Consider the following 24,017-nt stretch of genomic DNA (forward strand, 5'->3'; position numbering starts at 1 on the left):
GGACCCGAGGGAGTCATTCGACATGCGTGAATACCGCAACTACGTGGACGGCGAGTTCGTCGCCGGCGTCCGCACCTTCCCGGACGTCGACCCGGTGGACGGCACCGTCGTCGCCCGGGTCCACGAGGCCGACGCCGGGCTCGTCGACCGGGCCGTGACCGCCGCCCGCCGCGCGCTCACCGGCCCCTGGGCCGCCCTGACGGTCAGGCGGCGCTGCGAGCTGATGCGCCGGATCGCCGACGAGATCGACCGCCGCGCCGAAGACCTGCTCGACGCGGAGGTCCGCGACACCGGCAAACCGGAGCGGCGCGCCCGCGAACTGGACATCGCCCGCGCCGCGGCGAACTTCCGGGTCTTCGCCGACGTGGTCGCCGCCGAGGGGGTCGAGTCCTTCCTCACCGAGTACGGCGAGGCACAGCGGGCGCTGAACTACGTCGTCCGCAGGCCGCTCGGCGTCGTCGCGGCGATCGTCCCGTGGAACCTTCCGCTGCTGCTGCTCACCTGGAAGCTCGCCCCGGCCCTCGCGCTGGGCAACACCGTGGTGGTCAAGCCGTCGGAAGAGACGCCCGGGTCGGCGACCGTGCTCGCCGAGGTCATGGCCGCGTGCGGCGTCCCGCCCGGCGTGTTCAACCTCGTCCACGGGTTCGGCAACGGGTCGGCGGGCCAGTTCCTCACCGAGCACGACGATGTCGACGGCGTGACGTTCACGGGCTCGTCGGCGACCGGCGCGCGGATCATGGCGACCGTCGCGCCCCGGGTGAAGCCCGTCTCCTTCGAACTCGGCGGCAAGAACGCGGCGCTGGTCTTCGCCGACGCCGACCTCGACGCGGCGGTCGCCGGGCTCACTCAGTCGATCTTCGCCAACACCGGCCAGGTCTGTCTGTGCACCGAGCGCGTGTACCTCGAACGGCCGATCTTCGACGAGGTCGCCGCCCGGCTGACCGAGGCCGCCGAAGGGCTCAGGCTCGGCGCGCCCGCGGACCCCGCCACGACGACCGGCCCGCTGATCTCCCAGGCGCACCGGCAGAAGGTACTGTCCTACCTGGAACTCGCGAAAGCGGAAGGCGCCAAGGTCCTCACCGGCGGCGGCGTCCCCGTGATGCCCGAGCCGCTCGCGGGCGGGAGCTGGATCGAGCCGACGCTCTGGACGGGCCTGACCAACCGCAGCCGCGTCGTGCGGGAGGAGATCTTCGGCCCGGTCGCGGCGCTCATCCCGTTCGACACCGAGGCCGAGGCGATCCGGCTGGCCAACGATTCGGACTACGGCCTCGCCGCCTCCGTCTGGACCACGGACCTCGCGCGCGGCCACCGGGTCGCGGCCCGCATGAACGTGGGCATCTCCTGGGTGAACACCTGGTTCCTGCGCGAGCTGCGGTCGCCGTTCGGCGGCGCCGGACTGTCCGGGATCGGGCGCGAGGGCGGCCGGCACTCCCTGGAGTTCTACACCGAGCAGACCAACGTCTGCGTGGCCCTCGGATGAGGGCCCTACCGAAGGAAGAGCACACCGTGACCAGCAACGACGAGGCGGTGAAGGCGGCCGCGGACCGGTTGCACGAGGCCGTCGAGACCGCACGCCCGATCATCGACGACGGCACCTGGCCGGACCTCGACCTCGCGCAGGCGTACGCCGCGCAGGCGGATCTCGTGGGCCGCAGGCTCGCCCGCGGCGAGCGGCAGAGCGGGCTCAAGCTGGGCTTCACCAGCCTGGCCAAGATGGCGCAGATGGGCGTCTCCGAGATCATCGCGGGGCGGCTCACCGACGCGATGGCGGTCCCCGACGGCGGCACGCTGGACGTCGCGGGCCTCATCCACCCGCGGGTCGAGCCGGAGATCTGCTTCCGGGTCGCCAGGGACGTCGACCTCGCGGACGGGCCCGAGGCGCTGCTCGCGGCGGTCGACGCGGTCGCGCCCGCGCTCGAGGTGATCGACTCCCGCTACGACGGGTTCAGTTTCGACCTGCCGCGCGTGGTCGCCGACAACACTTCGGCGGCGGCGTACGCGATCGGCCCCTGGTCGGCGCTGGACCGCGCCGGGATCGGCGACCTCGCCGTCTCCATGGAGCTGACGGACGCGCCCACCACGCGCGGGAGCACCCAGGCGATCCTCGGCGATCCGCTCGACGCGCTCCGCCGTCTCGCCGCCATCGGCGCGGCGCACGGCTTCACGATCCACGAGGGTGAGCTCGTCCTCGCCGGTGCCGCCACGGCGGCCGCGCCCCTGCCGCTCGGAACGGTTCGGGTCGCGGTGGCCACGCTCGGCGAGGTCGCGATCACCGTGGTCGACGGGCGGACGCCGTGAGCGGCGTCGTCGCCGGGATGGCCGTCCCGCGCGGGAGGTTCCCGCACGTCAAGGTCGTCGGCGATCTGATCTTCGTCTCGGGGACCAGCAGCAGACGGCCGGACAACGGCTTCGCCGGCGCGTCCGTCGACGCGATGGGCGTCACCGACCTCGACATCCGGGCGCAGACCCGCGCGGTGATCGAGAACATCCGGGCGATCCTCGCCTCCGTCGGCGCCGGACTCGACGACCTCGCGCAGCTCACCGCCTACCTGGTGAACATGAACGACTTCGGCGGCTACAACGAGGTCTACGCCGAGTACTTCGACGAGTCCGGCCCGACCCGGACGACCGTCGCCGTCCACCAGCTGCCGCACCCGCTGCTGCTCATCGAGATCCAGGCCGTCGCCGTCCGGCCGAAGCCCGGCCCCACCACCGACCAGGAGCAGTCATGACCGAGATCCCCCCTGTCTTCAACTTCGAGAAGTGGGTCGCCGAGCACGCCGACCAGCTCAAGCCGCCGGTCAACAACCAGCAGATGTGGGAGCCCGCCGGCGACTTCATCGTGCAGGTCGTCGGCGGCCCGAACCAGCGCACGGACTACCACCTCGACCCGTACGAGGAGTGGTTCTACCAGGTCAAGGGCGACATGCACATCAACCTGATGACCGACGACGGGCCGCGCCGCGTCGACGTCCGGGAGGGCGAGATGTGGATGCTGCCGCGCGGTGTGCACCACTCGCCGCAGCGTCCGGAGCCCGGCTCGATCGGCATCGTGATCGAGCGGATCCGTGAGACGGGCACCCTGGAGAAGTTCGTCTGGTTCTGCCTCGACTGCGACGCGCAGGTGCACGAGGTCGAGCTCCAGGTGCAGGACATCGTCGCCGATCTGCCGCCGGTCTTCGAGCTGTTCTACGGCTCCACCGAGGCCCGGACCTGCCGCGACTGCGGCGCGCTGCACCCCGGGAAGGGCTGAGGCGGACGTGACGAGCAGCATCGACGTCCATTCCCACTACGTGCCGAGGGGCTGGCCCGCGCTTCCCGGAGATGAGGCCCCGCGCCTGGAGGTCCGCAGTGAGCGCGAGGCGATGATCATGGTGGGCTCGAAGGAGTTCCGCCGGATCACCGCCGAGGCGTGGGATCCCGAGGTCCGGCTCGCCGACATGGACGCCGACGACGTGGCGGTCCAGGTGGTGTCGCCCACCCCGGTGTTCTTCTCGTACGGCGATGACCCCGCGGACGCGGCCAAGGTCTCCCGGATCTTCAACGAACTCGCGTTGGAGATCACCGACGCGTCGGACCGGTTGATTCCGTTCTGCCAGGTGCCGCTCCAGGACACCGACGCGGCCTGCGCCGAACTCGAACGGGCGATCGCCGACGGCCACGCCGGCGTCGAGATCGGCAACCACGTCGGTGACCGGGACCTCGACGACGCCGGAATCCGCACCTTCCTCCAGCACTGCGCCGCCCTCGACGTCCCGGTCTTCGTGCACCCGTGGGACATGCCGTCCGCCCCGCGCCTCGACCGCTGGATGGCCCAGTGGCTCACCGGCATGCCCGCCGAGACCCATCTGTCGATCCTGTCCCTGGTCCTCGGCGGCGTCTTCGACGACGTCGACCCCAGGCTCCGGATCTGCTTCGCGCACGGCGGCGGCTCGTTCGCCTTCTGGCTGGGCCGCATGGACAACGCCTGGCGCGAACGCTACGACGTCATCGGCACCTCGATCCATCCACCGTCCCATTACACCGACCGCTTCTCCGTCGACTCCGTCGTCTTCACCGAACCGTCCCTCCGCCTCCTCGTCGACACCCTCGGCCCGGCGCAGGTGATGGTAGGCGGCGACTACCCCTACCCCTTGGGCGAACGCCCCGTGGGCCGCGTGGTCCGCGACGCGTCCTTCCTCACCGACCCCCAACGCACCCAGATCCTCCGCACCAACGCCGAACGCTTCCTGGCCCGCCCCTGACCGGCGGACCCGGACCGCCACGCGACCGGTGGCCTCCGGCCGCCGGTCGCGTGGCGTACGCGGGGTGGCGGTCTCTTGACAGGCGTCTCGCGGGAAACCGATGCTGGTGCGGTGACGGTCCCGGGCTGGGCGATCCCGCTGATCTTCGGGTTCCTTCTCGCGGTCTTCCTCGCCGTCCACCGGCCGGCCGGAGCGCCTCGCGCAGCGCGGGTGCTCTTGGCGGGCCCGAGCGCGGTCTTCCTCACCGGTGCCGTGTCCTGCTTCGGATATCTGAGCGACGGCTGGGACGACGTGGGCGTAACGGGCGCGGGCACGGCGGCGGGCGTCCATCTCGCGGTCGTGGTCCTGGTGATGGTCGGCGCCGCAGACGTGGTGGCGCGGACGCCGAGCGGAGTCCCGCCGCCCTTCCTCTCCGATGAGGAGCGCCGCCTCCTCTCCCGGCGGCCACGGCGGTGGAGGCGGGCACGGCTCCTGGCGGAGGCGTCCGCGCTGCTGCTCATCGGGGTCGGGATGCCCGCGGAGGCCCGGTGGTCGTTCCTGGGGGGCCTGGCCTGGGTCGCGGGCGGCGCCCTCGCGGTGTGGATCGCCCTTTCGGCCTTGGCCGGGCTGCGGCTCCGGCGGATCGCCGGGGCGGCCGCGGCGGCGCCCGCCGGGTCCACCGCGATCGCGGAGCTGATGGCCGAGAGGGAGGCGGTCGAGGCCGCCGGGCTCGACGATCTCGCCGCGGTGGACCGCAAGATCGAGGTGCTCCGCCGGCTGAGCGCGGCGGCGCCGGGCAGCCTCGAAGTACAGGTCCCGGTCCTCTACGACCTGTCGACCGCGGTGACCGTCCGGTACGGGTTCACCGGAGAGCGGACGGACCTGGACGAGGCCATCGACCTCGGGCGGCAGGCCCTGGCCATCTGCCCGGCGGGCCACTTCAACCGGTACCTGCGCCGGTCGACGCTCGCGTCGAACCTGGCGGCCAGGGCCCACCTCGGCCCTGACGACCAGGACATCGAGGACGCGGTACGGATCGCCGAGGAGTCCGTCGCCGAGACGGAGGGCGGTGCTCCGGTCGCGGCGGGATGGGCGTCGTCGGACCTGTCCGACGTGCTCCTCGAGCGCTACCGCCTCGGCAGGCACCGGGCCGACCTCGACTCGGCCGTCGAGGTGGCTCGGGCGGCCCTGCGGAAGCACCCGCCCGGCCCCGAACGGCGGGTCACCGTGCAGCGGTCCCTGTTCAACTGCCTGCGGCAGCGCTACGCGGACTTCGGCGATCCGGCCGACCTCGACTACTCCGCCGCGACCGTGCGCGCGAGCCTCGACGCCGCCACCCGAGAGGGCGCCGACCCCACCGACCACCTGACGTCTTTCGCGCTCGTCCTCGGCGAACAGGCCGCCGCCCGGTTCGACCGGGCCTTCGCCGACGAGGCGGTCGACCTCCTGACCCGGGCCCTGAACGACGCGGGGGAGTCCCCCGCTAACCGGGCGCTGCTGCTCGCCGCGCTCGGAGGAGTGCGCACCTCCCGGTTCGAACTCTTCGGCGACCTCTCCGACCTCGACCGGGCGATCGACCACGGCCGGGAGGTCCGCACCCTCTGCGCCGCCGCCTCCCTGCCGGTGGAGACGCACAATCTGGCCACCAGGCTCAGCACCCGCTACGACGTCCTCCTCCAGATCCCCGACCTCGCCGAGGCGATCGAACTGGAGTCCGGCGTCATCGCCGGGACGCCCGAGGGCGCGGACCCCGACGCGTCGGTCCTGTCCAGCCAGGGCGTCAACCTCCGGCTCCGGTTCGAGCTGACCGGCGCCGCGTCCGACATCGATGCCGCGGTCGGGTTCGGGCAGGCGGCCGTGGCCGCCGCCCAGCCGGGCGACCACGGGATCAGCCTCTTCCTGTCGGTCCTGGGCGACAGCCTCATCAAGCGGTTCGAGGCGGCCGGGGATCCCGCCGACCTCGACGAGGCGGTGCGCGTGTGCCGGGAGGCCACCACCACTCCCCGGCCATCCGCCGACGACCCGACCCGGGCCAGGGCCTTCGACCACCTCGCCACCGCCCTCCAGACCCGGTTCGACCTGCACGGTCGCCTCGCCGACCTCCGCGATTCCCTGGTCGTCCAGCGACGGGCGGTCGCGCTGAGCCCCGAGGACTCCCCGGCATGGGGCATGCACCAGTTCAACCTGGGCCTGGGGCTGGAGCGCGAGTGGAAGCGGACGGGCGACCCGGCGACGGCGCGGGAGGCCGTCTCCGCCTGGCGGCGGGCCGTGGCCCAGGAGGAAGGGCCCGCGCAGGCGCGCATCAGGTCCGCCGTCGCCTGGGCCCGGGTGTCGGGCCGCCTGGCGGACTGGGCCGCCGCCACCGACGCCTTCGAAGCGGCGATCGACCTGCTTCCCCTGGTGGGCTGGCGCGGCCTCGAAGCCGCCAGCGCGGAGAACGCGCTGTCCCATTGGCGGCTGCTCGCCAGCCACGCGGCCTCGGCGGCGGTGCAGTGCGGGCAGCCGGAACGCGCGGTGGCGCTGCTGGAACGCGGCCGCGGTGTGCTGTGGTCCCAGGTGCTGGAGACGCGCTCAGAACTGGACGGCCTCCGTGCGGTCGACCCCCTCCTCGCCGAGGAGCTGTCCGTCGCCCGCCGGGCTCTCGACCGGGATCCCGAGAGCCCGGGCGGGCACGATGCGGCCCGCTCCGTCCGGCGCATGGCCGCGGCCCGCGACTGGGACCGGCTCGTCGCGCGGGTTCGCCGGATCCCCGGATTCGGCGCCTTCCCCGGCCCTCCGGCCCCGCCCGACCTGACCGGCCTCGCCGACGAGGGCCCCATCGTGTTCCTCAACGCCAGCCCGATCAGATGCGACGCCATCGTCCTCACCACGGCGGGACCGCGGGTGGTCCCGCTGCCGTCTTTGTCGATCGAGACGCTCGTGGAAAGAGCGAACGAGTACGTCGCCGCCCTCTTCGCCTTCGAGACCGGAAACCGGGGCCTCGCCGACGTCGTCCGGGTCGAGCGGACGATCGCCAGGACCCTGGCCTGGCTGTGGGACGACGTCGCCCAGCCGGTCCTCACCGCCCTGGACTGGCCGGAGCCCTCCGCCGCCGAAACCCCGCCCCGACTCTGGTGGTGCCCCACCGGGTTCTTCACGCTCCTGCCCGTCCATGCCGCGGGCCACCACCGCACCGCGGGCCGCAGCGTCCTGGACCGCGCCGTCTCCTCCTCCATCTCGACCCTGCGCACGCTGGCGGACGCCAGGGCCGCGGCCCCGCCCGCCGGACGGCCCGCGCCCCGGGTGCTGCTCGTCGCCCTTCCGCAGACGCCCGGCCGACCGGCGCTCCCCGGCGTGCACGCGGAGCGGGCGACCCTCACCGGACTCGTCCCACCGGACGCGCTCACCGTGCTCGAAGGGCCCGCCGCGACCCTCGCCGCGACGACGGCCCGGATCCCGGAGCACACCTGGCTGCACTTCAGCTGCCATGGCGCCTTCGACCTCGCGTCCCCGTCCCGCAGTGGGCTCGTCCTGCACGACGGCACGCTCACCACCGGCGCCCTCGGCGCGACTTCCGCGACGCCGGGCGAGTTCGTCTTCCTCTCCGCCTGCAGGACCGCCACGGCGAGCTCGGCCGTGCCCGACGAGGCGATCCATCTCACCGCGGCGCTCCAGCACGCGGGTTTCCGGCACGTCGTCGGCACCCTCTGGTCGGTCTATGACGGCGTCGGGTCCGGCATCACCGAGGACGTCTATGCCCGCTTGAGGAACACGTCGGGCCTCGCCGCGGAGAGAGCCGCGTACGCGCTCCACGAAGCCGTACGGCGTGCTAGGGATCAAGATCCTTTGCGGCCCGGCCGATGGGCGCCCTTCATCCACGTCGGACCGTGAGATCCCTTTTCCTCCGCATCGCCCGTGAGGAGGACAGAATGGCGGAAGGACGACGGAAGGACGGCCGGTGCCGGAACCCGACGAGTATCTGATCCTGGTCGACCCCGAAGGGACCGCGGAGGGCGCGGCGGTGCTCGACGTCTCGGCCGGTCCCGACGGCGCGGATCTCGCCGAGGCCCTGGCCGCCCTGTACGCGCGAGACGCGGAGTTCGACCACGTCGTGCTCCAGGACGCCGGGACGACCATCGGCGTCGTCACCCGCCGCAGGCTCGGCGCCCTGGCGGAATCCGGGCTCCGCGCCATCGGCGACGGAGACCACGCCGCGCTGCCCGGCCCGCCCCTCCGGTTCACGCCGGTGCGGCTCCGCTGCGACCGGGACGGCTGCGCGGGCGGACGGGTGCTGCTCGCCCTCCAGAGCCCGGACCTGCCCGGGTGCCCGCAGGACGCCTCCCACGGTCCGATGACGCTCGTGGCGTGACCGTCATTCCCCGGCCGGCGCACCGCCGGACGGAGGCGCGGACGGCTGCTGCGGCGCCGGCGCGACGAGGGGGAGCCCGGGTTCGGTATGCAGGTAGCCGTCCTGGAGCACCGGGACGTTCAGCCAGAACGCCGACAGCCTCCGGTTCGCGACGACCTCCGCCCGATGGTCGTCGGGCAGGGGAAGGTGCATAGCGGCGAGAAGGTCGAAGCGGTGCAGGTCGAACACGGTGTCCACGCTCTCGGCGTAGGCCAGCGCGGCGTGGACCGCGGCGAGATACGCCAGCCGCGCACCCGCCAGCGGGACCAGGGCCAGCGCCCGCCACCATCCGGAGTCCCAGAGCAGCCCGGCGGCCACCACCGAGGTGAGCAGCAGAGCCGCCGACCACCGGACGGAGCCGTCGAGCTGGTCGCGCCGGTCCATGACGACGGCCCGCACCCGGTCCGACGCCAGCGGGAAGATGCGCGGCCACACCACCACGGCGTCCAGCCCGTACCGCTGCCCGGCCCTGGAGTCCATCGCGGCGAGCACGTTGCCGAGCCGGGTGGGCCGAAGCAGGCCGTCGTCGGGGAACCTGCGCCGCTGCTCGAACCACGCCTGCCCGGCCGCCCGTACCGCCGCCGCGTCGTCCGGCACCGCGGCGAGGTCCACGACCGGCCCGCGCAGCCGCCGCTGCCTGGCCCGGCCGAGCCCCTCCAGCCGGGCCGCCCGCTCGGGCCAGTACCCCTCGAACAGCCGCACCAGCGGCAGTTGCAGCGGATGGCCGACCAGCGCCACCAGCAACGCGCCCAGGAAGACCACGAACACCTCGCCGGGGCCCAGCCCGGCGACGGTCTCCCACGCCTCCTTGAACCGCAGCGCCCCAGGTGCTCCGGCCCACACCAGCGTCAGCACGAAGAACAGGCACGCGACGGTCGGCAGCGCCGACACCGTGAGGAGCCGCCCCGTGAGGATCGCCGAGGCCCCGGGCAACAGCCCGCCCACCTTCACCGCCCCACTCCGCTCCGCCGAAACGACAGCATGCCCGCATCATCGCAGCGAACCACGCTCGCCCACCCATCCCCGCCGAATCCGATCCAGATCCCCACCGAACTCCACCCGACCCGTTCCGCGCAACACCTCCCGCCCTCCGCGTCGACGCCGAACGCTTCCTCACCCGCCCCCGAACGGCGAACGCCGCTGCCGGGGCCGACCGACGACGGCGAGGGCGACGCCCGCACGGCCGGAGCACGGGGACCTCGTCGGCCCGTCGGTCCGGCGGCTCGGCGGTGCCGGGAAAGCCGCGGGAGGCATGCCGTGGACCGGGGTCAGTAGTGGTCTCGGGAGGTGATGTGGTGGTCGATGAGGGTGCGGAAGGAGTCGAGGGCCCGGGTGGGGGGCGCGGTGGAGAGATGGGCGGTGGAGAGGGTCCAGGGGGTGGCGGGCGGGTCGAGGGGGATGGGGACGACCTGAGCGGCGGCTTCGGCGGGGAGCGGGGGGACCAGGGCGACGCCGATGCCGGACTCGACGAAGGACGGGATCGTGGTCAGGTCGCTCACCTCGACGGCGACGGTGCGGGTGATGCCGGCGCGGCGGAAGTCGGCGTCGGACCTGTCGCGGTTGCAGAAGCCCTGGGGCAGGTCGACGAACGGCTCATCGGCGACCTCGGCCGGGGTCGCGTGCGCGCGGCCGGCGAGCGGGTGGTCGGCGGAGACGAGCAGGCGGGGCTGGAACGTGGCGATGGGGTGCAGGTCGATGCCCGGGACCTGCGTGGTCTGGAGGCCGACGAAGGCGACGTCGAGGGTCTGCGCCCGCAGCCGTTCCAGGAGCCCATGGGTGCCCGCGGTGTCGACGCTCAGGGTGAGGCGCACCCGTGGGTGGCGTTCCCGGAAGTCGCGGACCAGCGCGCGGAGGTCGACCGCGGTGAGCCCGGAGAGCGTGCCCACGTGCAGGCTGCCGGTGACGCCCGAGCGCAGGGAGTCCACCGAAGCACGGGCCTGGTCGAGTGCGTCGAGGGCGCGGCGCGCCTCCGGCAGCAGTGTCCTCCCGGCCTCAGTGAGCGCCACCCGCGCGGTGCTGCGCTCGAACAGCGGCGTGCCGAGCGACCGCTCCAGCGCGCGGATGCTCGCCGAGACCGTCGACTGCACCGCGTGCGTGCGCTGCGCGGCCCGGGTGAAGTTGAGCTCCTCGGCCACCGCGACGAAGAACTCGAGCTGGCGCTGTTCCATCCCCGCAGCGTAACCCGGATCATCGCCCAGGGCGATCAACGGGATCGAAGGTGTTCGTTTCCCTCGAACGCGCTGGGCGGCCACTCTTGTCGTGGCACCATTCGTCCCTTCCGTACAGGAGCAGAGCACTCATGAACGTCTTTCTGACCGGCGCGACCGGCTTCATCGGCTCCGGCGTGCTGTCCGCGCTGGTCGCGGCCGGGCACTCCGTCACGGCACTCGTCCGCGACGGGGACAGGGCGGCGGCCGTGCGGCGCGACGCCGTCACGCCCTTCGTCGGCGACCTGCGCGACGGCGAGGCGGTCCGCCGGCTGGCCGCGGAGGCCGACGCCGTCATCACGACCGCCTCGCCCGGCGACGCGACGAGCGCGGCGGTCGAAAGCGCGTTCGCCGACGCGGTCCTCGCCGGACTGCGCCCCGGCGCGACGTTCGTGCGCACCGGGGGAGTCTGGGTGCACGGATCGGGCGCGGACCTGACCGAGGACTCCCCGGTCGTCGCGCCCGGTCTCGTCGCCTGGCGGGAGGCGCTCGACACGCGCGTCCTGAACGCGTCCGGCATCCGCTCCCTGCTGGTCGAGCCGGGCGTCGTCTACGGTCACGGGAAGGGCCTGCCGGGCGTCGTGATGTCCGCCCGGACGGCGGGTGAGCCGGCGGCACTGGTCCTGCTCGGTTCGGGCGCCCAGCACTGGACCACGATCCATGTCGACGACCTCGCCGAGTTGTACGTCGCCGTCCTCGAGCACGGGCGGCCCGGCGCGCGCTACCTGGGCGTGAGCGGCCAGAACCCCACGATCCGCGAGATCGGCGAGGCCGCCGCGCTGCGCCGCGGACTCGACGGCCGCGTCACCCCGGAGGACGCCTCCGACACGCTGGCCCGCCTGGGCGCCTTCGGCGAGGCCCTCCTCCTCGACCAGCAGGCCACCGGCGAGAGGGCACGCACCGAACTCCCCTGGAAGCCCACCCGGCCGTCGCTCCTCGACGTGATCGCCGCGGGCGCCTACGACCCGTCCTGACGACGGTGCTCCGAGCCGGGCGCCGCGGGAGTTCACGTACCCGGGACCAAGGCGGGACACCGGTCCTTTCGGGCCGGGAATCGTGCCGGTCGGCACCCTTGTCCGGCGAAGGAGCCCGTAGCGTCCGAGCATGGTGGTCTTCTTCCAGTACGGGAATGGGTTGTTCCTGCCTTCGGCGCTGCGGCACGTGGACGGGGGCGCCGACGAGAGCGCGGCCGCCGCGTCGGACCTCGGCTGGAGGTTCGACGCGGTGGCCGACACCTGCGAGGCGCGGTACCGGACACGGCCGGCCGGGGCCGCGTTGCAGGCGGCGTACGCGACGGCCGGGCGGCACCCGGACGTCACGCGTGTCTCCGACCCGTCCGGCACCCCCGGCCGCACCACCTTCGGGTTCACCGCGGTGCTGCGCGATGGCCTCGCCCTGCACTGGTACGGACGGGAGGGGGAGCCGCGCGAGTGGCCCGCGCTGCGGGTCGATCTGCTGACCGAGCGCAGCGGCGAGGCGATGATCTTCGTCTACGGGTGCGGCGCGGACGGGCCGGGCCATGACGACGGGGCCGCCTGGTACCGCCTCGTGGCCGACCCCTGGGACGGCCACCTCGCCGAGATCCGAGCGGCGACCGCGGCCCTGCTCTCCGGCGACGCCCGGGTGGTGCCGACGACTCCCGACGACCTCTCCGTCGCCCACCTGGACCGCGCCCTGGCCGCCGTCCGGCGCTGACCTCGGCGCGGTCAGCCGCCCTCGCCGACCGAGTTGTCCGGCGCGCCGTCGCCCACCGACGGGAGGTCGCCCCGGGTGATCGACGGGACGGGCCGCGGGGTGGTCAGGATGGTGACTCCGGCCAGGGACTCGGCGGCGAGGAGGGAGGCCCGCAGGTCGGCGGCGCTGAGCGCGTCCACCGGAGCGCTCAACCGGAGGTGCCCGCCCGGGTCGAGCGGCAGCACGTACTCGTGGAATCCACCGCTCGTGCGGTACCAGCCCGTCGCCTCGGACGCGCACTCGACGGGCACGGCGGGGTCCGCGTCGGAGATGGGGATCGCCGTGCACCGCGCGTCATCGAAAGCGGTCTTCTCGGCACGGAGATGGGCGATCGCCCCCGGGCGGGATTCCGAGGTGTACGACATGCCGAACCCGTCATCGCCGACGGGTCCCATAGACTGCTCGGCCGCGTCGAACCCCGGCACTTCGACCAGGAAGATCAGGTCGGGATCGACCCCCTGCTCCGTGAGCCGCGCGACGGTCTCCTCGTCCATGGTGACCGACCCGCACCCGCCCGCGCCCAGCACGACGACGAGCACGGCCCCGACCATCCGCCACATCACCCCCGCGACCCTACGCCGCCCGGAATCTCTCTGGCGACCCTTTAGGGATGGTCCGGGCGGAAACCGAGCGATTGGGTGCGAGTATGTAGAGCGCGTTGATCTTGTGCTGCCGATCCAAGGGCGGAAATGAAGACGATCGCCATCTTGGCGGGCTGCCTCGTGCTGGTCCTGCTCAGCTCCGCGGCCTTCGACGGCCTTCCGGACCCGGTCGAGGCAGTCGTGTTCTGCGCGTTGGCGCTGATCTTCATCCTCTGGCTTCTGCACGGGCTGCGCAGGGCGTTGATGCGGACCCTGGACGCGAGGTTCGCGATCCTCTCGGCGGCCTCCCTGCTGGTCACGGCGGCCATCGTCACGGTGGCCGACCAAGGGGTCCTGCTCGATCTCAGGTTCTTCCTCTCCCGGGGAGCGCTGGAGCGCGTCGCCGAGGAGTCCGTCGTCGTCCCCGGCTGCGAGTCCGTCGATCTGGAGAAGGCGCCGGTGACGCGGGCGGGCCTCTTCGAGATCCGCTGCGCCGAGCACGCCGACGGTGTGACCGACCTCTACCTCCTGTCCGCCGACGGCGCGAACATCTGGCTCCTCACCCGCACCGACCCCGGCAGCGGACGCCGGGACGACCGATTCGGCATCAATGCCCGATACAGCCTCACCGACCGGTGGACGATCGGCGCCATAGGCTCGGTCGTGGGCCCCTTCATCCTCCCCTCCGCCCTGAGCTGACGACCTCGCGGGCGGGTGATGCCGCTGACGGGCCAGGGCTCCTCCATTCAATGGGTAAGGTCGTCGCCATCGCGCAGGGAGGGGCGGCGAGTGGCCAGGTCATCGAGTGGGGAGTCGTTGCTCACGCGGGTGGTGCGGATCTTCGACGCGTTCGGGCCGGAGGATCCGGTGCTGAGCGTCAGCGAGATCAGCCGGCGGGCGGGGTTGCCGCAGGCGACGGCGGCGCGGCTGGTCAAGGAGATGACCGAGCACGGGCTGCTCGCGCGGGGCGAGGACCGGCGGGTCCGGATCGGGAACCGGATGTGGGAGCTGGCGGAGCGGGCGTCGCCGATGCAGCTGCTGCGTGAGACGGCCCTTCAGTACATGGGGGACCTTCAGTCGGTGATCGGGCATTCGACGCAGCTCGCGGTGCTGGACGGTCGGGAGGCGCTGTTCGTCGAGCGCCTGTCGGCGCCGGACGCGGTCGTGAACATCACCCATGTGGGCGGGCGGCTGCCGCTGCACGCGTCGTCATCCGGGCTGGTCCTGCTGGCGCACGCGCCCGCCGAGCTCCGGGAGAAGATCATCGCCGGGCCGCTGCCGGCGTTCACCGCGCAGACGATCGTCGACGGCCGGCAGCTGCGTGCGGAGCTGGCGGAGATCCATCGCCGGGGGTTCGCCTTCTGCCAGGGGCACATCCGTCCCGAGGCGACCGGCCTCGCCGTCGGGGTGCGGCGGGGCGGTCAGGTGGTGGCCGCGCTCGGACTCGTCGTGCCGAACGACGGCGCCGCGTGGGGCCTGCACCGGCCGCTCCAGCTCGCGGGGCTGGCGCTCGGCCGCGCGCTGAGCAGGTCGGGCCGACCGGCCCCGCGCTAAGTGGGCATCCATTGAACGGGTAGTCGCTGGCGGTGATGTGGCGCCCGTCACGATCCTCGTAATCCACCGAGGAAACGAGGAGCACCCATGGTGAGTGATCCCAGGGCGAGCCGGCCGGGCGCGGCCCCGCTCGATCTGCACGTGGCGCGCAAGGAGCGGGCGGCCGACGGCGTCGTGGCGCTGACCCTGCGCCGCGCCGACGGTGGCAGGCTGCCCGACTGGTCTCCCGGCGCCCATGTGGATCTCGTCCTGCCGAACGGCACGACCCGGCAGTACTCGCTGTGCGGCGACCGCTGGGACGCGCACGCCTACCGGATCGCCGTTCTGCGCGAGCCCGCCGGACGGGGCGGCTCGGCGTTCGTGCACGACGATCTCGCCGAGGGAGACCGGGTCGGCCTCGGCGGTCCCCGCAACGGCTTCCGGCTCGTCCCCGCGGGCCGGTACGCGTTCATCGCGGGCGGCATCGGGATCACCCCGCTGCTGCCGATGATCGACCAGGCCGAACGCCAGGGCGTCCCCTGGACGCTGCGCTACGGCGGCAGGACCCGCTCGTCCATGGCCTTCCTCGACGAGCTCGCGGCCTACGGCGCCAAGGCGACGATAGTCCCGCACGACGAGCACGGCCCTCTCGACCTCGCCGCCGCCCTGACCGGGCTGCCCGGCGACGCGAGGATCTACTGCTGCGGCCCCGCCGGGCTGCTCGACGCCGTCGCCGCCCGCTGCGCCGACCTGCCGCCCGGACGGCTGCGGCTCGAACGGTTCGTCGCCGCGGCCCGCGCCGACGGGACGGTCGACGACGCCTTCCAGGTCGAGCTGCGCCGATCCGGCCGCACCCTCACCGTCGCCCCGAGCGAGACCCTGCTCGACGCCCTCGGCGCGGCCGGCGTGAGCGTGCTGTCCTCGTGCGGGCAGGGCCTGTGCGGCACCTGCGAGACCACGGTGCTCGACGGCGTGCCCGACCACCGCGACGCCCTGCTCGACGACGCGGACCGCGCGGCGGGCGACTGCATGCTCGTCTGCGTCTCCCGGGCCGCGAGCGCCCGCCTCGTCCTGGACCTCTGACCCCACCCCCGAAGGACAGTTCATGACGATCACTGAGAGTCCACGCATCCCGGAACTCGATGCCGATCCCTTCTCCTCGACCGACCTGGCGAACCCGCTCCCACTCCAGGAGGCGCTGCGCGAAGCCGGGCCCGTCGTCCGGCTGAGCCGCTACGGCGTCTACGGGCTGGCCCGCTACGCGCACGTCCACGCCGCCCTGACGGACTGGCAGTCGTTCGAGTCCGGCGCGGGCGTCGGCCTCGCCAACTTTCGCGAGGAGGAGCCGTGGCGGCCGCCGAGCCTCCTGCTGGAGGCCGACCCGCCCGGCCACGACGCGCCCCGGGCCGTCCTGGCGAAGATCCTCAACCCGCGCGCGCTGCGCGCCCTGCGCGAAGACTGGTTCGCCGCCGCCGAGGCGCTGGTCGACGAGGTGATGGCCGGGCCGTCCTGCGACGCGGTGCCCGCGCTGACCCAGGCGTTCCCGTTGCGCGTGTTCCCCGACGCCGTAGGGCTACGCCGAGAAGGCAGAGAGAACCTGCTGCCTTACGGCGACCACGCGTTCAACGCCTTCGGCCCGCACAACGATCTCGTCGCCAAGGGCGAGGCACGGGTGGCGGAACTGTCGGCCTGGGTGGGCGCCCAATGCGCTCGCGACATGCTCGCGCCGGACGGATTCGGCGCCCGGATCTGGGCGGCCGCGGACCGCGGCGACATCACCCGCGCACAGGCCCCGCTCATCGTCCGCTCCCTGCTCACCGCAGGGGTCGACACCACGGTCCACGGGCTCGGCGCCGTCCTGCACGCCTTGGCGACCCATCCCGAGCAGTGGGACAGGCTGCGCGCGGACCCCGGCCTGGCCCGGGTCGCCTTCGACGAGGCGGTGCGCTGGGAGTCGCCCGTCCAGACCTTCTTCCGGACCGCCACCCGCGACGTCGAGATCGGCGGCGCGGTGATCCCCGAGGGCCGGAAGATCCTGATGTTCCTCGGCGCGGCCAACCGCGACCCGCGCCGGTGGACCGACCCGGACGTCTTCGACCTGTCCCGCGACCCGTCGGCGCACGTCGGCTTCGGCATGGGCCTGCACCAGTGCGTCGGCCAGCATGTCGCCAGGCTGGAGGCCGAAGCCCTGCTCACGGCCCTCGCCGCCCGCGTCGCGCGCATCGAGCCGACCGCGCCGCCGCGCCGCCACCTCAACAACACCCTGCGGTCATGGGAGTCGATCCCCCTGCGCCTGCACCCGGCCTGACCGCCCGGTGCGGGAGACCGGCGTCAGGAGGGGGCAGGGCCGGTGGAGAGCCGGGCGACGAGGGAGGGCGAGATGAAGAACCGCACCGGGGTGGTGCGGCCTTCGATGCGCTCCAGCAGGAGCCGCCCGACGGTCCTGCCCAGGGTGACGCCGTCCTGGTCGACGCTGGTCAGGGAGACGTGCGCGAGGCCCGCCATGCGGGTGTTGTCGTATCCGGCGACCGAGATGTCGCCGGGCACGGACAGGCCCGCCTCGTGCACCGCGGCCAGCGTGCCGAACGCGGCGAGGTCGGCGCCGGCGAAGATCGCGGTGGGCCTGGCGTCCCGGGCCAGCAGCTCGCGGGCGCCGTCGTACCCGCCGGTCTCGGTGTAGGAGGTGGTGGCGATGGCGATCTCGTCGGCGAGGCCGTGGTCGCGCATGACCCGCTTGTAGGTCTCGGCGCGGATGGTCTGGAGCGACGTGCTCACCCGGGCCAGGCCGATGTCGCCGTGCGCGATGTGCGCGATGCGCCGGTGCCCGAGCCCGATCAGGTGCTCCATGACGAGTTCGACGCCCGCCGCGTCGTCATCGGCGACCGAGTCGTAGGCGGCCGACTTGTCATGCGGGCCGAGGACGACCGTGGGGAGGATCCGGGCGACCTCCTCCAGCCGCTTCCTGGTGTTCAGCGGCGCGACCATCAGGAGGCCGTCGACCTGGCGGTCCACGAGCGCGTCGATCGCGCTGCTCTCGGTCTTGGCCGAGGCGCCGCCGCGCACGATGATCACCTGGTACTCGGTCCCGGCGATCTGCGCGTCGATTCCGTCGAGGATGTCGGGGAAGAACGGGTTGCGCAGGTCGGGGAAGAGCACGCCGATGGTGAAGGTCCGGCCGCGCATGGCGCGGGCCGCGGCGTGCGGGCGGTAGCCGAGCTCCTTGATCGAGGCGGTGACCTTCTCGCGCATGGCCGGGCTGACGCCGTAGGCGTTGCGGAGCACCTTGGAGACCGCCGTGGTGGAGACCCCGGCGTGCTGCGCGACGTCGGCGATCGTCGACCTGCGCGGACGTCCGGGCTGGGTCATGGACCACCTTCCACTGAGCGCGGGTCCCCGCCTCCGGAGGGCCCGGCCAGAGTTTAACGGGAACCCGCGGCACCGGCCGACCGGAGTGGGTAACGTTCCCCATCACCGACCCTGATACCAGGGATATTCGAGGTAGATAGCACTACAAGGTGGTTCGCAGAGTGTAAAACGTTATCCAAAACAACGCTTGACTGGCCCGTGTGTGACGCCTACGTTAACGACGGGTCGGGGGCCACCCTTCGTCTACACACCCCCTCTGGAGCACAACCATGAAGATCTCCCATCGCCGCCTCGGCGGCGCGGTGGCGGCCTTCGGCGTCGCCCTCACGGCGCTGACGGCCTGCGGTTCCGGCGGCGACTCCGCCGACGGCACCGTCGAGCTGTCGTTCCTCGTGGACAACAGCGAGACCACGCTGGCCCAGGCGAACGCCGTCGCCGACGCGTTCAACGCGACGAGCACCGACGTCAAGGTCGAGGTCGAGACCCGTCCCCAGGGCACCGAAGGCGACAACGTCGTGAAGACCCGGCTGTCGACCGGCGACATGTCGGACGTGTTCTGGTACCCGTCCGGCTCACTGCTCCAGGCGCTGAACCCCGCCCAGTCCATCGCGGACCTGACCGGCGACCCCGTGCTCAAGGACGTCGAGGAGGGCTTCCTCCCGGTCGTCTCCCAGGACGCCAAGGTCTACGGCGTTCCGATCGGCTCGGGCACCGGCGGCGGCATCCTGTACAACCGCAAGGTCTACGCGGAGCTGGGCCTCCAGGTGCCGAAGACCTGGGCCGAGTTCACCGCGAACAACGACAAGATCAAGGCGGCCGGCAAGACCGCCGTCATCTCGACCTTCAAGGACTCCTGGAGCTCCCAGCTCCTCGTCCTCGCCGACTTCTACAACGTCCAGAACGCCGCTCCGACGTTCGCCCAGGACTACACGGCCAACAAGGCGAAGTTCGCGACGACCCCGGCGGCGCTCACCGGGTTCGCGCACCTCAACGAGGTCAACGCCAAGGGCTACCAGAACAAGGGCTTCGGCTCGGCCACCGTCGACCAGGGCATGAAGCTGCTCCTGTCGGGTGAGGGCGCGCACTTCCCCATGCTGACCTTCACCCTTCCGCCACTGCTGAAGGACAACCCCGAGGCCGCCACCGACCTCGGCTTCTTCGGCGTCCCCGGTACCGACCCGGCCAAGGCCGGCGCGACGATCTGGGAGCCCGCCGCGGTCTACGCCGCCAAGGACACCGAGCACCTCGCCGAGGCCAAGAAGTTCATGGCCTTCGTCGCCTCGCCCGCGGGCATCGACGCGATCAAGGACATCTCCGCTCCCACCGGCCCGTACCGGGTCAAGGGCGCGAAGCTGCCCGATGACGCGATGCAGGCCGTCAAGGACATCCAGGGCTACATCGACGCGGGCCTCACCGCGCCCGCGCTGGAGTACCTGTCCCCGGTCAAGGGCCCGTCCCTCGAGCAGATCACCGTCGCCGTCGGCAGCGGGCTCACCCCGCCCGCCGAAGGCGCGGGACAGTACGACAAGGACGTGGAGAAGCAGGCCGAGCAGCTGGGACTCGCCGGGTGGTAGTCGACGACCGGCCGTCGGCCGGGCCCCGCGCGAAGAGCGCGGGGCCCGGCCCCTCCCGATCCGCGCGGCGGCGCACGGGAGCGGCCCAGCCCTACTCGCTGTACCTGCCCGCGGGCGTCGTCTACCTCGTGATCTTCCTGGTCCCGACCGCGATGGCGTTCTACTTCTCGCTGACCCGCTGGACGCTCTTCGAGAGCCAGTTCGTCGGGCTGCAGAACTACAAGGACTTCTTCGCGGAGCAAAGCCTGCGGATCAGTCTCCAGAACACGCTGGTCTACGCGGTCGTCACCAGCCTCCTCAAGGTCGTGTTCGGCCTCCTGCTGGGCGTCATGCTCACGAGCAGGCTGCGGACGACGGGCTTCCTGCGCTCGGTCGTGTTCTTCCCCGTCCTGGTCAGCACGGTCGCCGTCGGCATCACGTTCAGCGTCCTGCTGCGCCCGGACACCGGCCTGGTCGACAAGGCGCTCGCGCTCGTCGGCGTCTCGGGCACCGACTGGCTCGGCAGCGCGCAGACCGCGCTGCTGTCCGTCGCGCTGGTGGACGTTTGGAAGGGCGTCGGCCTGGCCACCGTCATCTACATCGCGGGCATCCTGTCGATCCCGCAGACCTACTACGAGGCCGTCGCGGTCGACGGCGGCGGCGCCTGGCAGCGGTTCCGCCACGTCACGTTCCCGCTGAGCTGGCCCGCGACCTACTCGGTCGTGCTGCTGTCGCTGATCGGCGGCCTGCGCTCGTTCGACCTGATCTGGACGATGACGCGCGGCGGCCCCGGCTTCAGCAGCGACGTCATCGCCTCGATCATCTACAAGCAGTACCAGGCGGGCTTCTACGGCCTGTCCACCGCGGGCAACGTCGTGCTGTTCGTGCTGGTGACGGCGTTGATCCTCCCGCTGTCGTGGTACCTGGGCAAGAAGGAGGTCGCCGCATGAGGACCCTTCGCAGGCTGGCCGGGGAGAGCGCCGCGCTCGTCCTGGCGGGCGTGGTCTTCCTGATCCCGTTCTCCTTCATGCTGCTGACGGCCGTCAAGGACGGGCCGCAGTCCGCGGACCTCGACTTCTCCTGGCCGACGAGCTGGCCGATCGTGGCGAACTTCCGCGAGGTGATCGAGGCGCGCGACTACATCCTGCTGCGCGCCTACGTGAACAGCATCCTCGTCACGGTCGTCGCGGTCGGGTTCATCGTGGTCTTCGCCGCGATGGCCGGATACGTCATCCAGCGCCGTCCTGGCCGGGTCGCCGCGATCGCCAACGTCCTGGTGCTGAGCGGGCTGATCATCCCGCCCGCGATCGTGCCGACGATCTGGCTGCTCCAGGGCATGGGGCTGTTCAAGACGGTCCCCGGGCTGATCCTCGTCGAGATCGCCTTCAACCTGTCCTTCGCGGTGCTGCTGTTCCGCGCGTTCGTCGCGGGCATCCCCCGCGAGCTGGACGAGGCGGCGATGATGGACGGCTGCACCGGCTGGAAGCTGTTCTTCAAGGTCGTCTTCCCGCTGCTGCGGCCCGTCGCGATCACCGTGGCGCTCACCACCTCGGTGGCGATCTTCAACGACTTCGTCAACCCGCTGTACTTCCTGCCCGGGGACGACCACCCGACCGTGCAGACCACGCTGTACAGCTTCCAGAGCCAGTACAGCACCCAGTGGAACCTGCTGTTCATGGACATCGTGCTCATCACGATCCCGCCGCTGCTGACCTTCATCTTCTTCAACCGCAAGATCGTCGCCGGCATGACCGCCGGCGCGGTCAAGGGCTGATCCCAGCCTTAAGCAAGGAGCTCTTCTCCCCGTGTCCGACCCCATCGTCCCGACCGTCACGCCCGTGACGTTCGAGCACCACCGCGCACCCCTCGGCATCGGCGAAGCCGCGCCGCGCCTCTCCTGGACCGTGTCGGGCACCGCGCCCGGCTGGCGGCAGCGGGGCTACGAACTCGAAGCCTGCGACGGCGTCGGCCGGGTGGCCGGCGCCTCCGGGCTCGTGGAGTCCGCCGCGTCGGTCCTGGTGGACTGGCCCTTCGCCGCCCTCGCGTCGAGAGAGCGGCGCGGCGTCCGCGTCCGGGCGCACGGGACCGACGGGTCGGCGACCCCGTGGAGCGAGTACGCGTTCGTCGAGGCCGGGCTGCTCGAGCCGGTGGAGTGGCGGGCCCGTGCCGCCGCGCCGCCGCGCGAGCTGCTCGGCCGGAACGACGGCCCCGCGCTGCTGCTGCGCCGGGAGTTCGGCGTCACGGGCGAGGTCGTGTCCGCGCGTCTGTACGTCACCGCGCACGGCACGTTCGACCTGGAGATCAACGGGCGGCCCGTGGGCGACGAGGTGCTCGCGCCGGGCTGGACCAGCTACTCCCACCGGCTGCGCTACCGGACCCATGACGTCACCGCGTTGCTGGCGCGGGGGGACAACGCGATCGGCGCGATGCTCGCCGACGGGTGGTACCGGGGACGGATCGGATTCGAAGGCGGCAAGACCGATCTCTACGGCGATCGGACCGCGCTGATCGCCCAGTTGGAGGTGCATTACGCCGACGGCACCAGCGACCGGATCACCACCGACGGCCTGTGGCGCTGCGCGGCCGGGCCGGTGCTCGCCGCGAGCCAGTACGAGGGGGAGGAGTACGACGCCCGGCTCCTCCCGGAAGGCTGGTCCGCCCCCGGTTTCGACGACACCGGGTGGCAGGCCGCCGACGCGCTCGACCACGATCCCTCCCTGCTCGTCGCGCCGACCGGTCCGCCCGTCCGGCGGGTCGAGACCCTGCTTCCCCAGGCGGTGCTGACCGGGCCGTCGGGGGAGACGATCCTGGACTTCGGGCAGAACCTGTCGGGGCGTCTGCGCATCCGCGTCCAGGGTCCGGCCGGGCACACCGTGACGCTGCGGCACGCGGAGGTCCTGGAGAAGGACGGGTCGCTGTCGCTGCGCCCTCTGCGCAGCGCCTACTCGGTGGACACCTACACGCTGCGCGGCGGGGGAGTCGAGGAGTGGGAGCCGCGCTTCACCCTGCACGGCTTCCGCTACGCCGAGATCATCGACTGGCCCGGCGACCTCGCCGCGAACGCCGTCGAAGCCGTCGTCTGCCACACCGACCTGCGGCGGACCGGCTGGTTCACCTCGTCCGACCCGCTGCTGAACCGGCTGCACGAGAACGTCGTGTGGAGCATGCGCGGCAACTTCGTGGACCTGCCCACCGACTGCCCGCAGCGCGACGAGCGGCTCGGCTGGACCGGCGACATCCAGGTCTTCGCCCCGACCGCGGCGTTCCTGTACGACTGCACGGGGCCGCTCGCGTCCTGGCTGGCCGACCTCGCGGCCGAGCAGGCGGAACTGGGCACGGTCCCGCACTATGTGCCATGGATCGACCTCCTCTTCCCGACTTCGCCCGCCGCCGCGTGGGGCGACGCCGCGGTCCTCGTCCCGTGGACGCTGTACCAGCGGTCGGGCGACGCCGGGCTGCTCGCGGCGCAGTACCCGAGCATGAAGGCGTGGGTCGACCAGGTCGCCTCCCGTGCCGACGCCGACCGGCTGTGGCGCGAGGAGTTCCAATTCGGCGACTGGCTCGACCCCACCGCGCCGTCCGACCGGCCGGAGAAGGCGCGCACGGACCAGGTCCTCGTCGCGTCGGCCTACCACGCGTGGAGCACACGGGTCCTCGCGGAGACCGCCTCGCTGCTCGGGTACGACCAGGACGCCGTCCGCTACGGCACCCTGGCCGACGAGATCCGCGCGGCCTTCCGCGCCGAGTTCGTCACCCCGACCGGCAGGCTCGCCGCCGACACCCAGACGGGATACGCGCTCGCGCTGCACACGGGGATGTTCGAGGCGGGCGAGGAGCGCGCGCGGGCGGGCCGCCGCCTCGCCGAACTCGTCGCCTACGAGGGCCATCTCATCTCGACCGGCTTCGTCGGCACCCCGCTCATCTGCGACGCGCTCGCCTCCACGGGCTCGGTCGACGACGCCTACCGGCTGCTCCTCCAGCGGGACTGCCCGTCCTGGCTCTACCCGGTGACGATGGGCGCCACCACGATCTGGGAACGCTGGGACAGCATGCTCCCGGACGGCTCGGTCAACCCCGGCGACATGACGTCCTTCAACCACTACGCCCTCGGCGCCGTCGCGGACTTCCTTCACCGGACGGTCGCGGGCCTCGCCCCGGCCGCCCCCGGCTACCGCCGCCTCCGGATAGCCCCGCGTCCGGGCGGCGGCCTCACCCACGCGTCCGCCGAGCACGACACCCCCTACGGCAGGGCCGCGGTCGGCTGGACGATCGAAGGCGAGACCCTGACGGTCACCGCGACCGTCCCGCCCGGCACCTCCGCCGAGATCGACCTCCCCGGCCGCGCCCCCTTCGAGGTCCCCCCCGGCACCCACACCCACACGGCGCAGATCCCGCTCGCCGAGTCACTCCCCGTCTGACCGCCCCCTCAGGAA

At 72.6% G+C, this 24,017-nt stretch carries 21 protein-coding genes; 17 read left to right on the forward strand and 4 right to left on the reverse strand.

Features of this window, described 5'->3' with window-relative positions:
- Positions 1 to 22: 22 nt before the first annotated feature.
- The 7 genes from EDD29_RS17720 (at position 23) to EDD29_RS17750 (ending at position 8,571) form a co-directional block, all read left to right on the forward strand.
- Complete coding sequence (locus tag EDD29_RS17720; protein WP_123665470.1) at positions 23 to 1,480, forward strand: 2-hydroxymuconic semialdehyde dehydrogenase; 1,458 nt, start codon at positions 23 to 25, stop codon at positions 1,478 to 1,480.
- 26 nt (positions 1,481 to 1,506) lie between these two features.
- Positions 1,507 to 2,298, forward strand: a complete 792-nt coding sequence (locus tag EDD29_RS17725) for a 2-keto-4-pentenoate hydratase (protein WP_123665471.1) — start codon at positions 1,507 to 1,509, stop codon at positions 2,296 to 2,298.
- The gene (locus tag EDD29_RS17730) at positions 2,295 to 2,732 is read left to right on the forward strand and encodes a RidA family protein (protein ID WP_246052830.1); all 438 of its coding nucleotides are present in this window, start codon (positions 2,295 to 2,297) and stop codon (positions 2,730 to 2,732) included. Before EDD29_RS17725 ends, EDD29_RS17730 begins: the two co-directional genes overlap by 4 nt.
- Positions 2,729 to 3,253, forward strand: a complete 525-nt coding sequence (locus EDD29_RS17735; protein ID WP_123665472.1) for a 3-hydroxyanthranilate 3,4-dioxygenase — start codon at positions 2,729 to 2,731, stop codon at positions 3,251 to 3,253. Before EDD29_RS17730 ends, EDD29_RS17735 begins: the two co-directional genes overlap by 4 nt.
- A gap of 7 nt (positions 3,254 to 3,260) precedes the next feature.
- Positions 3,261 to 4,244, forward strand: a complete 984-nt coding sequence (locus tag EDD29_RS17740) for an amidohydrolase family protein (RefSeq protein WP_123665473.1) — start codon at positions 3,261 to 3,263, stop codon at positions 4,242 to 4,244.
- A gap of 111 nt (positions 4,245 to 4,355) precedes the next feature.
- Positions 4,356 to 8,093, forward strand: a complete 3,738-nt coding sequence (locus EDD29_RS17745) for a CHAT domain-containing protein (protein ID WP_123665474.1) — start codon at positions 4,356 to 4,358, stop codon at positions 8,091 to 8,093.
- 67 nt (positions 8,094 to 8,160) lie between these two features.
- Positions 8,161 to 8,571, forward strand: coding sequence for a hypothetical protein (locus EDD29_RS17750; protein WP_123665475.1), 411 nt, complete (start codon positions 8,161 to 8,163; stop codon positions 8,569 to 8,571).
- 3 nt (positions 8,572 to 8,574) lie between these two features.
- On the opposite strand, the gene EDD29_RS17755 is transcribed toward EDD29_RS17750, so the two are convergent.
- Both EDD29_RS17755 and EDD29_RS17760 read right to left on the reverse strand, forming a co-directional pair.
- Positions 8,575 to 9,543, reverse strand: a complete 969-nt coding sequence (locus tag EDD29_RS17755; RefSeq protein WP_148085994.1) for a hypothetical protein — start codon at positions 9,541 to 9,543, stop codon at positions 8,575 to 8,577.
- A 335-nt stretch (positions 9,544 to 9,878) separates the two neighbouring features.
- A complete protein-coding gene (locus tag EDD29_RS17760) occupies positions 9,879 to 10,778 on the reverse strand; it encodes a LysR family transcriptional regulator (RefSeq protein ID WP_123665477.1) in 900 nt (299 codons plus the stop codon).
- A gap of 131 nt (positions 10,779 to 10,909) precedes the next feature.
- Here EDD29_RS17760 and EDD29_RS17765 point away from each other — a divergent pair, with 131 nt between their 5' ends.
- Positions 10,910 to 11,791 carry an NAD-dependent epimerase/dehydratase family protein gene (locus tag EDD29_RS17765; protein ID WP_123665478.1) on the forward strand — a complete coding sequence of 294 codons (882 nt, stop codon included), beginning with the start codon at positions 10,910 to 10,912 and terminating at the stop codon, positions 11,789 to 11,791.
- A gap of 130 nt (positions 11,792 to 11,921) precedes the next feature.
- Positions 11,922 to 12,512, forward strand: a complete 591-nt coding sequence (locus EDD29_RS17770) for a hypothetical protein (RefSeq protein WP_123665479.1) — start codon at positions 11,922 to 11,924, stop codon at positions 12,510 to 12,512.
- Positions 12,513 to 12,523: 11 nt separating this feature from the next.
- On the opposite strand, the gene EDD29_RS17775 is transcribed toward EDD29_RS17770, so the two are convergent.
- A complete protein-coding gene (locus EDD29_RS17775) occupies positions 12,524 to 13,114 on the reverse strand; it encodes a hypothetical protein (protein WP_148085995.1) in 591 nt (196 codons plus the stop codon).
- Between the two features lie 126 nt (positions 13,115 to 13,240).
- On the opposite strand from EDD29_RS17775, the gene EDD29_RS17780 reads away from it, so the two are divergent.
- The 4 genes from EDD29_RS17780 to EDD29_RS17795 all read left to right on the forward strand — a co-directional run bounded on the left by EDD29_RS17780 (position 13,241) and on the right by EDD29_RS17795 (position 16,973).
- Positions 13,241 to 13,831 carry a hypothetical protein gene (locus EDD29_RS17780; RefSeq protein ID WP_123665481.1) on the forward strand — a complete coding sequence of 197 codons (591 nt, stop codon included), beginning with the start codon at positions 13,241 to 13,243 and terminating at the stop codon, positions 13,829 to 13,831.
- A gap of 117 nt (positions 13,832 to 13,948) precedes the next feature.
- Positions 13,949 to 14,686, forward strand: a complete 738-nt coding sequence (locus tag EDD29_RS17785; protein ID WP_246052832.1) for an IclR family transcriptional regulator — start codon at positions 13,949 to 13,951, stop codon at positions 14,684 to 14,686.
- 87 nt (positions 14,687 to 14,773) lie between these two features.
- Positions 14,774 to 15,748 carry a PDR/VanB family oxidoreductase gene (locus EDD29_RS17790; RefSeq protein ID WP_123665482.1) on the forward strand — a complete coding sequence of 325 codons (975 nt, stop codon included), beginning with the start codon at positions 14,774 to 14,776 and terminating at the stop codon, positions 15,746 to 15,748.
- Between the two features lie 22 nt (positions 15,749 to 15,770).
- Positions 15,771 to 16,973 carry a cytochrome P450 gene (locus EDD29_RS17795; protein ID WP_123665483.1) on the forward strand — a complete coding sequence of 401 codons (1,203 nt, stop codon included), beginning with the start codon at positions 15,771 to 15,773 and terminating at the stop codon, positions 16,971 to 16,973.
- 23 nt (positions 16,974 to 16,996) lie between these two features.
- Here the strand turns inward: EDD29_RS17795 and EDD29_RS17800 are convergent, their stop codons facing one another.
- Positions 16,997 to 18,031 (reverse strand): LacI family DNA-binding transcriptional regulator, encoded by a 1,035-nt coding sequence (locus EDD29_RS17800; RefSeq protein ID WP_123665484.1) that lies wholly within the window; start codon positions 18,029 to 18,031, stop codon positions 16,997 to 16,999.
- Positions 18,032 to 18,300: 269 nt separating this feature from the next.
- Here EDD29_RS17800 and EDD29_RS17805 point away from each other — a divergent pair, with 269 nt between their 5' ends.
- The 4 genes from EDD29_RS17805 to EDD29_RS17820 are packed head-to-tail and all read left to right on the forward strand — an operon-like array spanning position 18,301 to position 24,002.
- Positions 18,301 to 19,605 (forward strand): ABC transporter substrate-binding protein, encoded by a 1,305-nt coding sequence (locus EDD29_RS17805; protein WP_123665485.1) that lies wholly within the window; start codon positions 18,301 to 18,303, stop codon positions 19,603 to 19,605.
- A complete protein-coding gene (locus EDD29_RS17810; protein ID WP_211359769.1) occupies positions 19,599 to 20,534 on the forward strand; it encodes a carbohydrate ABC transporter permease in 936 nt (311 codons plus the stop codon). Before EDD29_RS17805 ends, EDD29_RS17810 begins: the two co-directional genes overlap by 7 nt.
- The gene (locus EDD29_RS17815) at positions 20,531 to 21,358 is read left to right on the forward strand and encodes a carbohydrate ABC transporter permease (protein ID WP_123665486.1); all 828 of its coding nucleotides are present in this window, start codon (positions 20,531 to 20,533) and stop codon (positions 21,356 to 21,358) included. The genes EDD29_RS17810 and EDD29_RS17815 overlap by 4 nt, the downstream gene beginning before the upstream one ends.
- Before the next feature lie 31 nt (positions 21,359 to 21,389).
- Positions 21,390 to 24,002, forward strand: a complete 2,613-nt coding sequence (locus tag EDD29_RS17820) for a glycoside hydrolase family 78 protein (RefSeq protein ID WP_123665487.1) — start codon at positions 21,390 to 21,392, stop codon at positions 24,000 to 24,002.
- The last annotated feature ends 15 nt before the right edge of the window (positions 24,003 to 24,017 follow it).

It is taken from the genome of Actinocorallia herbida (assembly GCF_003751225.1).
Classification (GTDB): Bacteria; Actinomycetota; Actinomycetes; order Streptosporangiales; family Streptosporangiaceae; genus Actinocorallia; species Actinocorallia herbida.

What these genes read in the sequence shown, in the direction of transcription:
- EDD29_RS17720 (WP_123665470.1), top strand. Translation starts at nt 23, where the DNA reads ATGCGTGAATACCGCAACTACGTGGACGGCGAGTTCGTCGCCGGCGTC.
- EDD29_RS17735 (WP_123665472.1), top strand. Translation starts at nt 2,729, where the DNA reads ATGACCGAGATCCCCCCTGTCTTCAACTTCGAGAAGTGGGTCGCCGAG.
- EDD29_RS17760 (WP_123665477.1), bottom strand. Translation starts at nt 10,778, where the DNA reads ATGGAACAGCGCCAGCTCGAGTTCTTCGTCGCGGTGGCCGAGGAGCTC.
- EDD29_RS17765 (WP_123665478.1), top strand. Translation starts at nt 10,910, where the DNA reads ATGAACGTCTTTCTGACCGGCGCGACCGGCTTCATCGGCTCCGGCGTG.
- EDD29_RS17770 (WP_123665479.1), top strand. Translation starts at nt 11,922, where the DNA reads ATGGTGGTCTTCTTCCAGTACGGGAATGGGTTGTTCCTGCCTTCGGCG.
- EDD29_RS17780 (WP_123665481.1), top strand. Translation starts at nt 13,241, where the DNA reads ATGAAGACGATCGCCATCTTGGCGGGCTGCCTCGTGCTGGTCCTGCTC.
- EDD29_RS17790 (WP_123665482.1), top strand. Translation starts at nt 14,774, where the DNA reads ATGGTGAGTGATCCCAGGGCGAGCCGGCCGGGCGCGGCCCCGCTCGAT.
- EDD29_RS17795 (WP_123665483.1), top strand. Translation starts at nt 15,771, where the DNA reads ATGACGATCACTGAGAGTCCACGCATCCCGGAACTCGATGCCGATCCC.
- EDD29_RS17800 (WP_123665484.1), bottom strand. Translation starts at nt 18,031, where the DNA reads ATGACCCAGCCCGGACGTCCGCGCAGGTCGACGATCGCCGACGTCGCG.
- EDD29_RS17805 (WP_123665485.1), top strand. Translation starts at nt 18,301, where the DNA reads ATGAAGATCTCCCATCGCCGCCTCGGCGGCGCGGTGGCGGCCTTCGGC.
- EDD29_RS17815 (WP_123665486.1), top strand. Translation starts at nt 20,531, where the DNA reads ATGAGGACCCTTCGCAGGCTGGCCGGGGAGAGCGCCGCGCTCGTCCTG.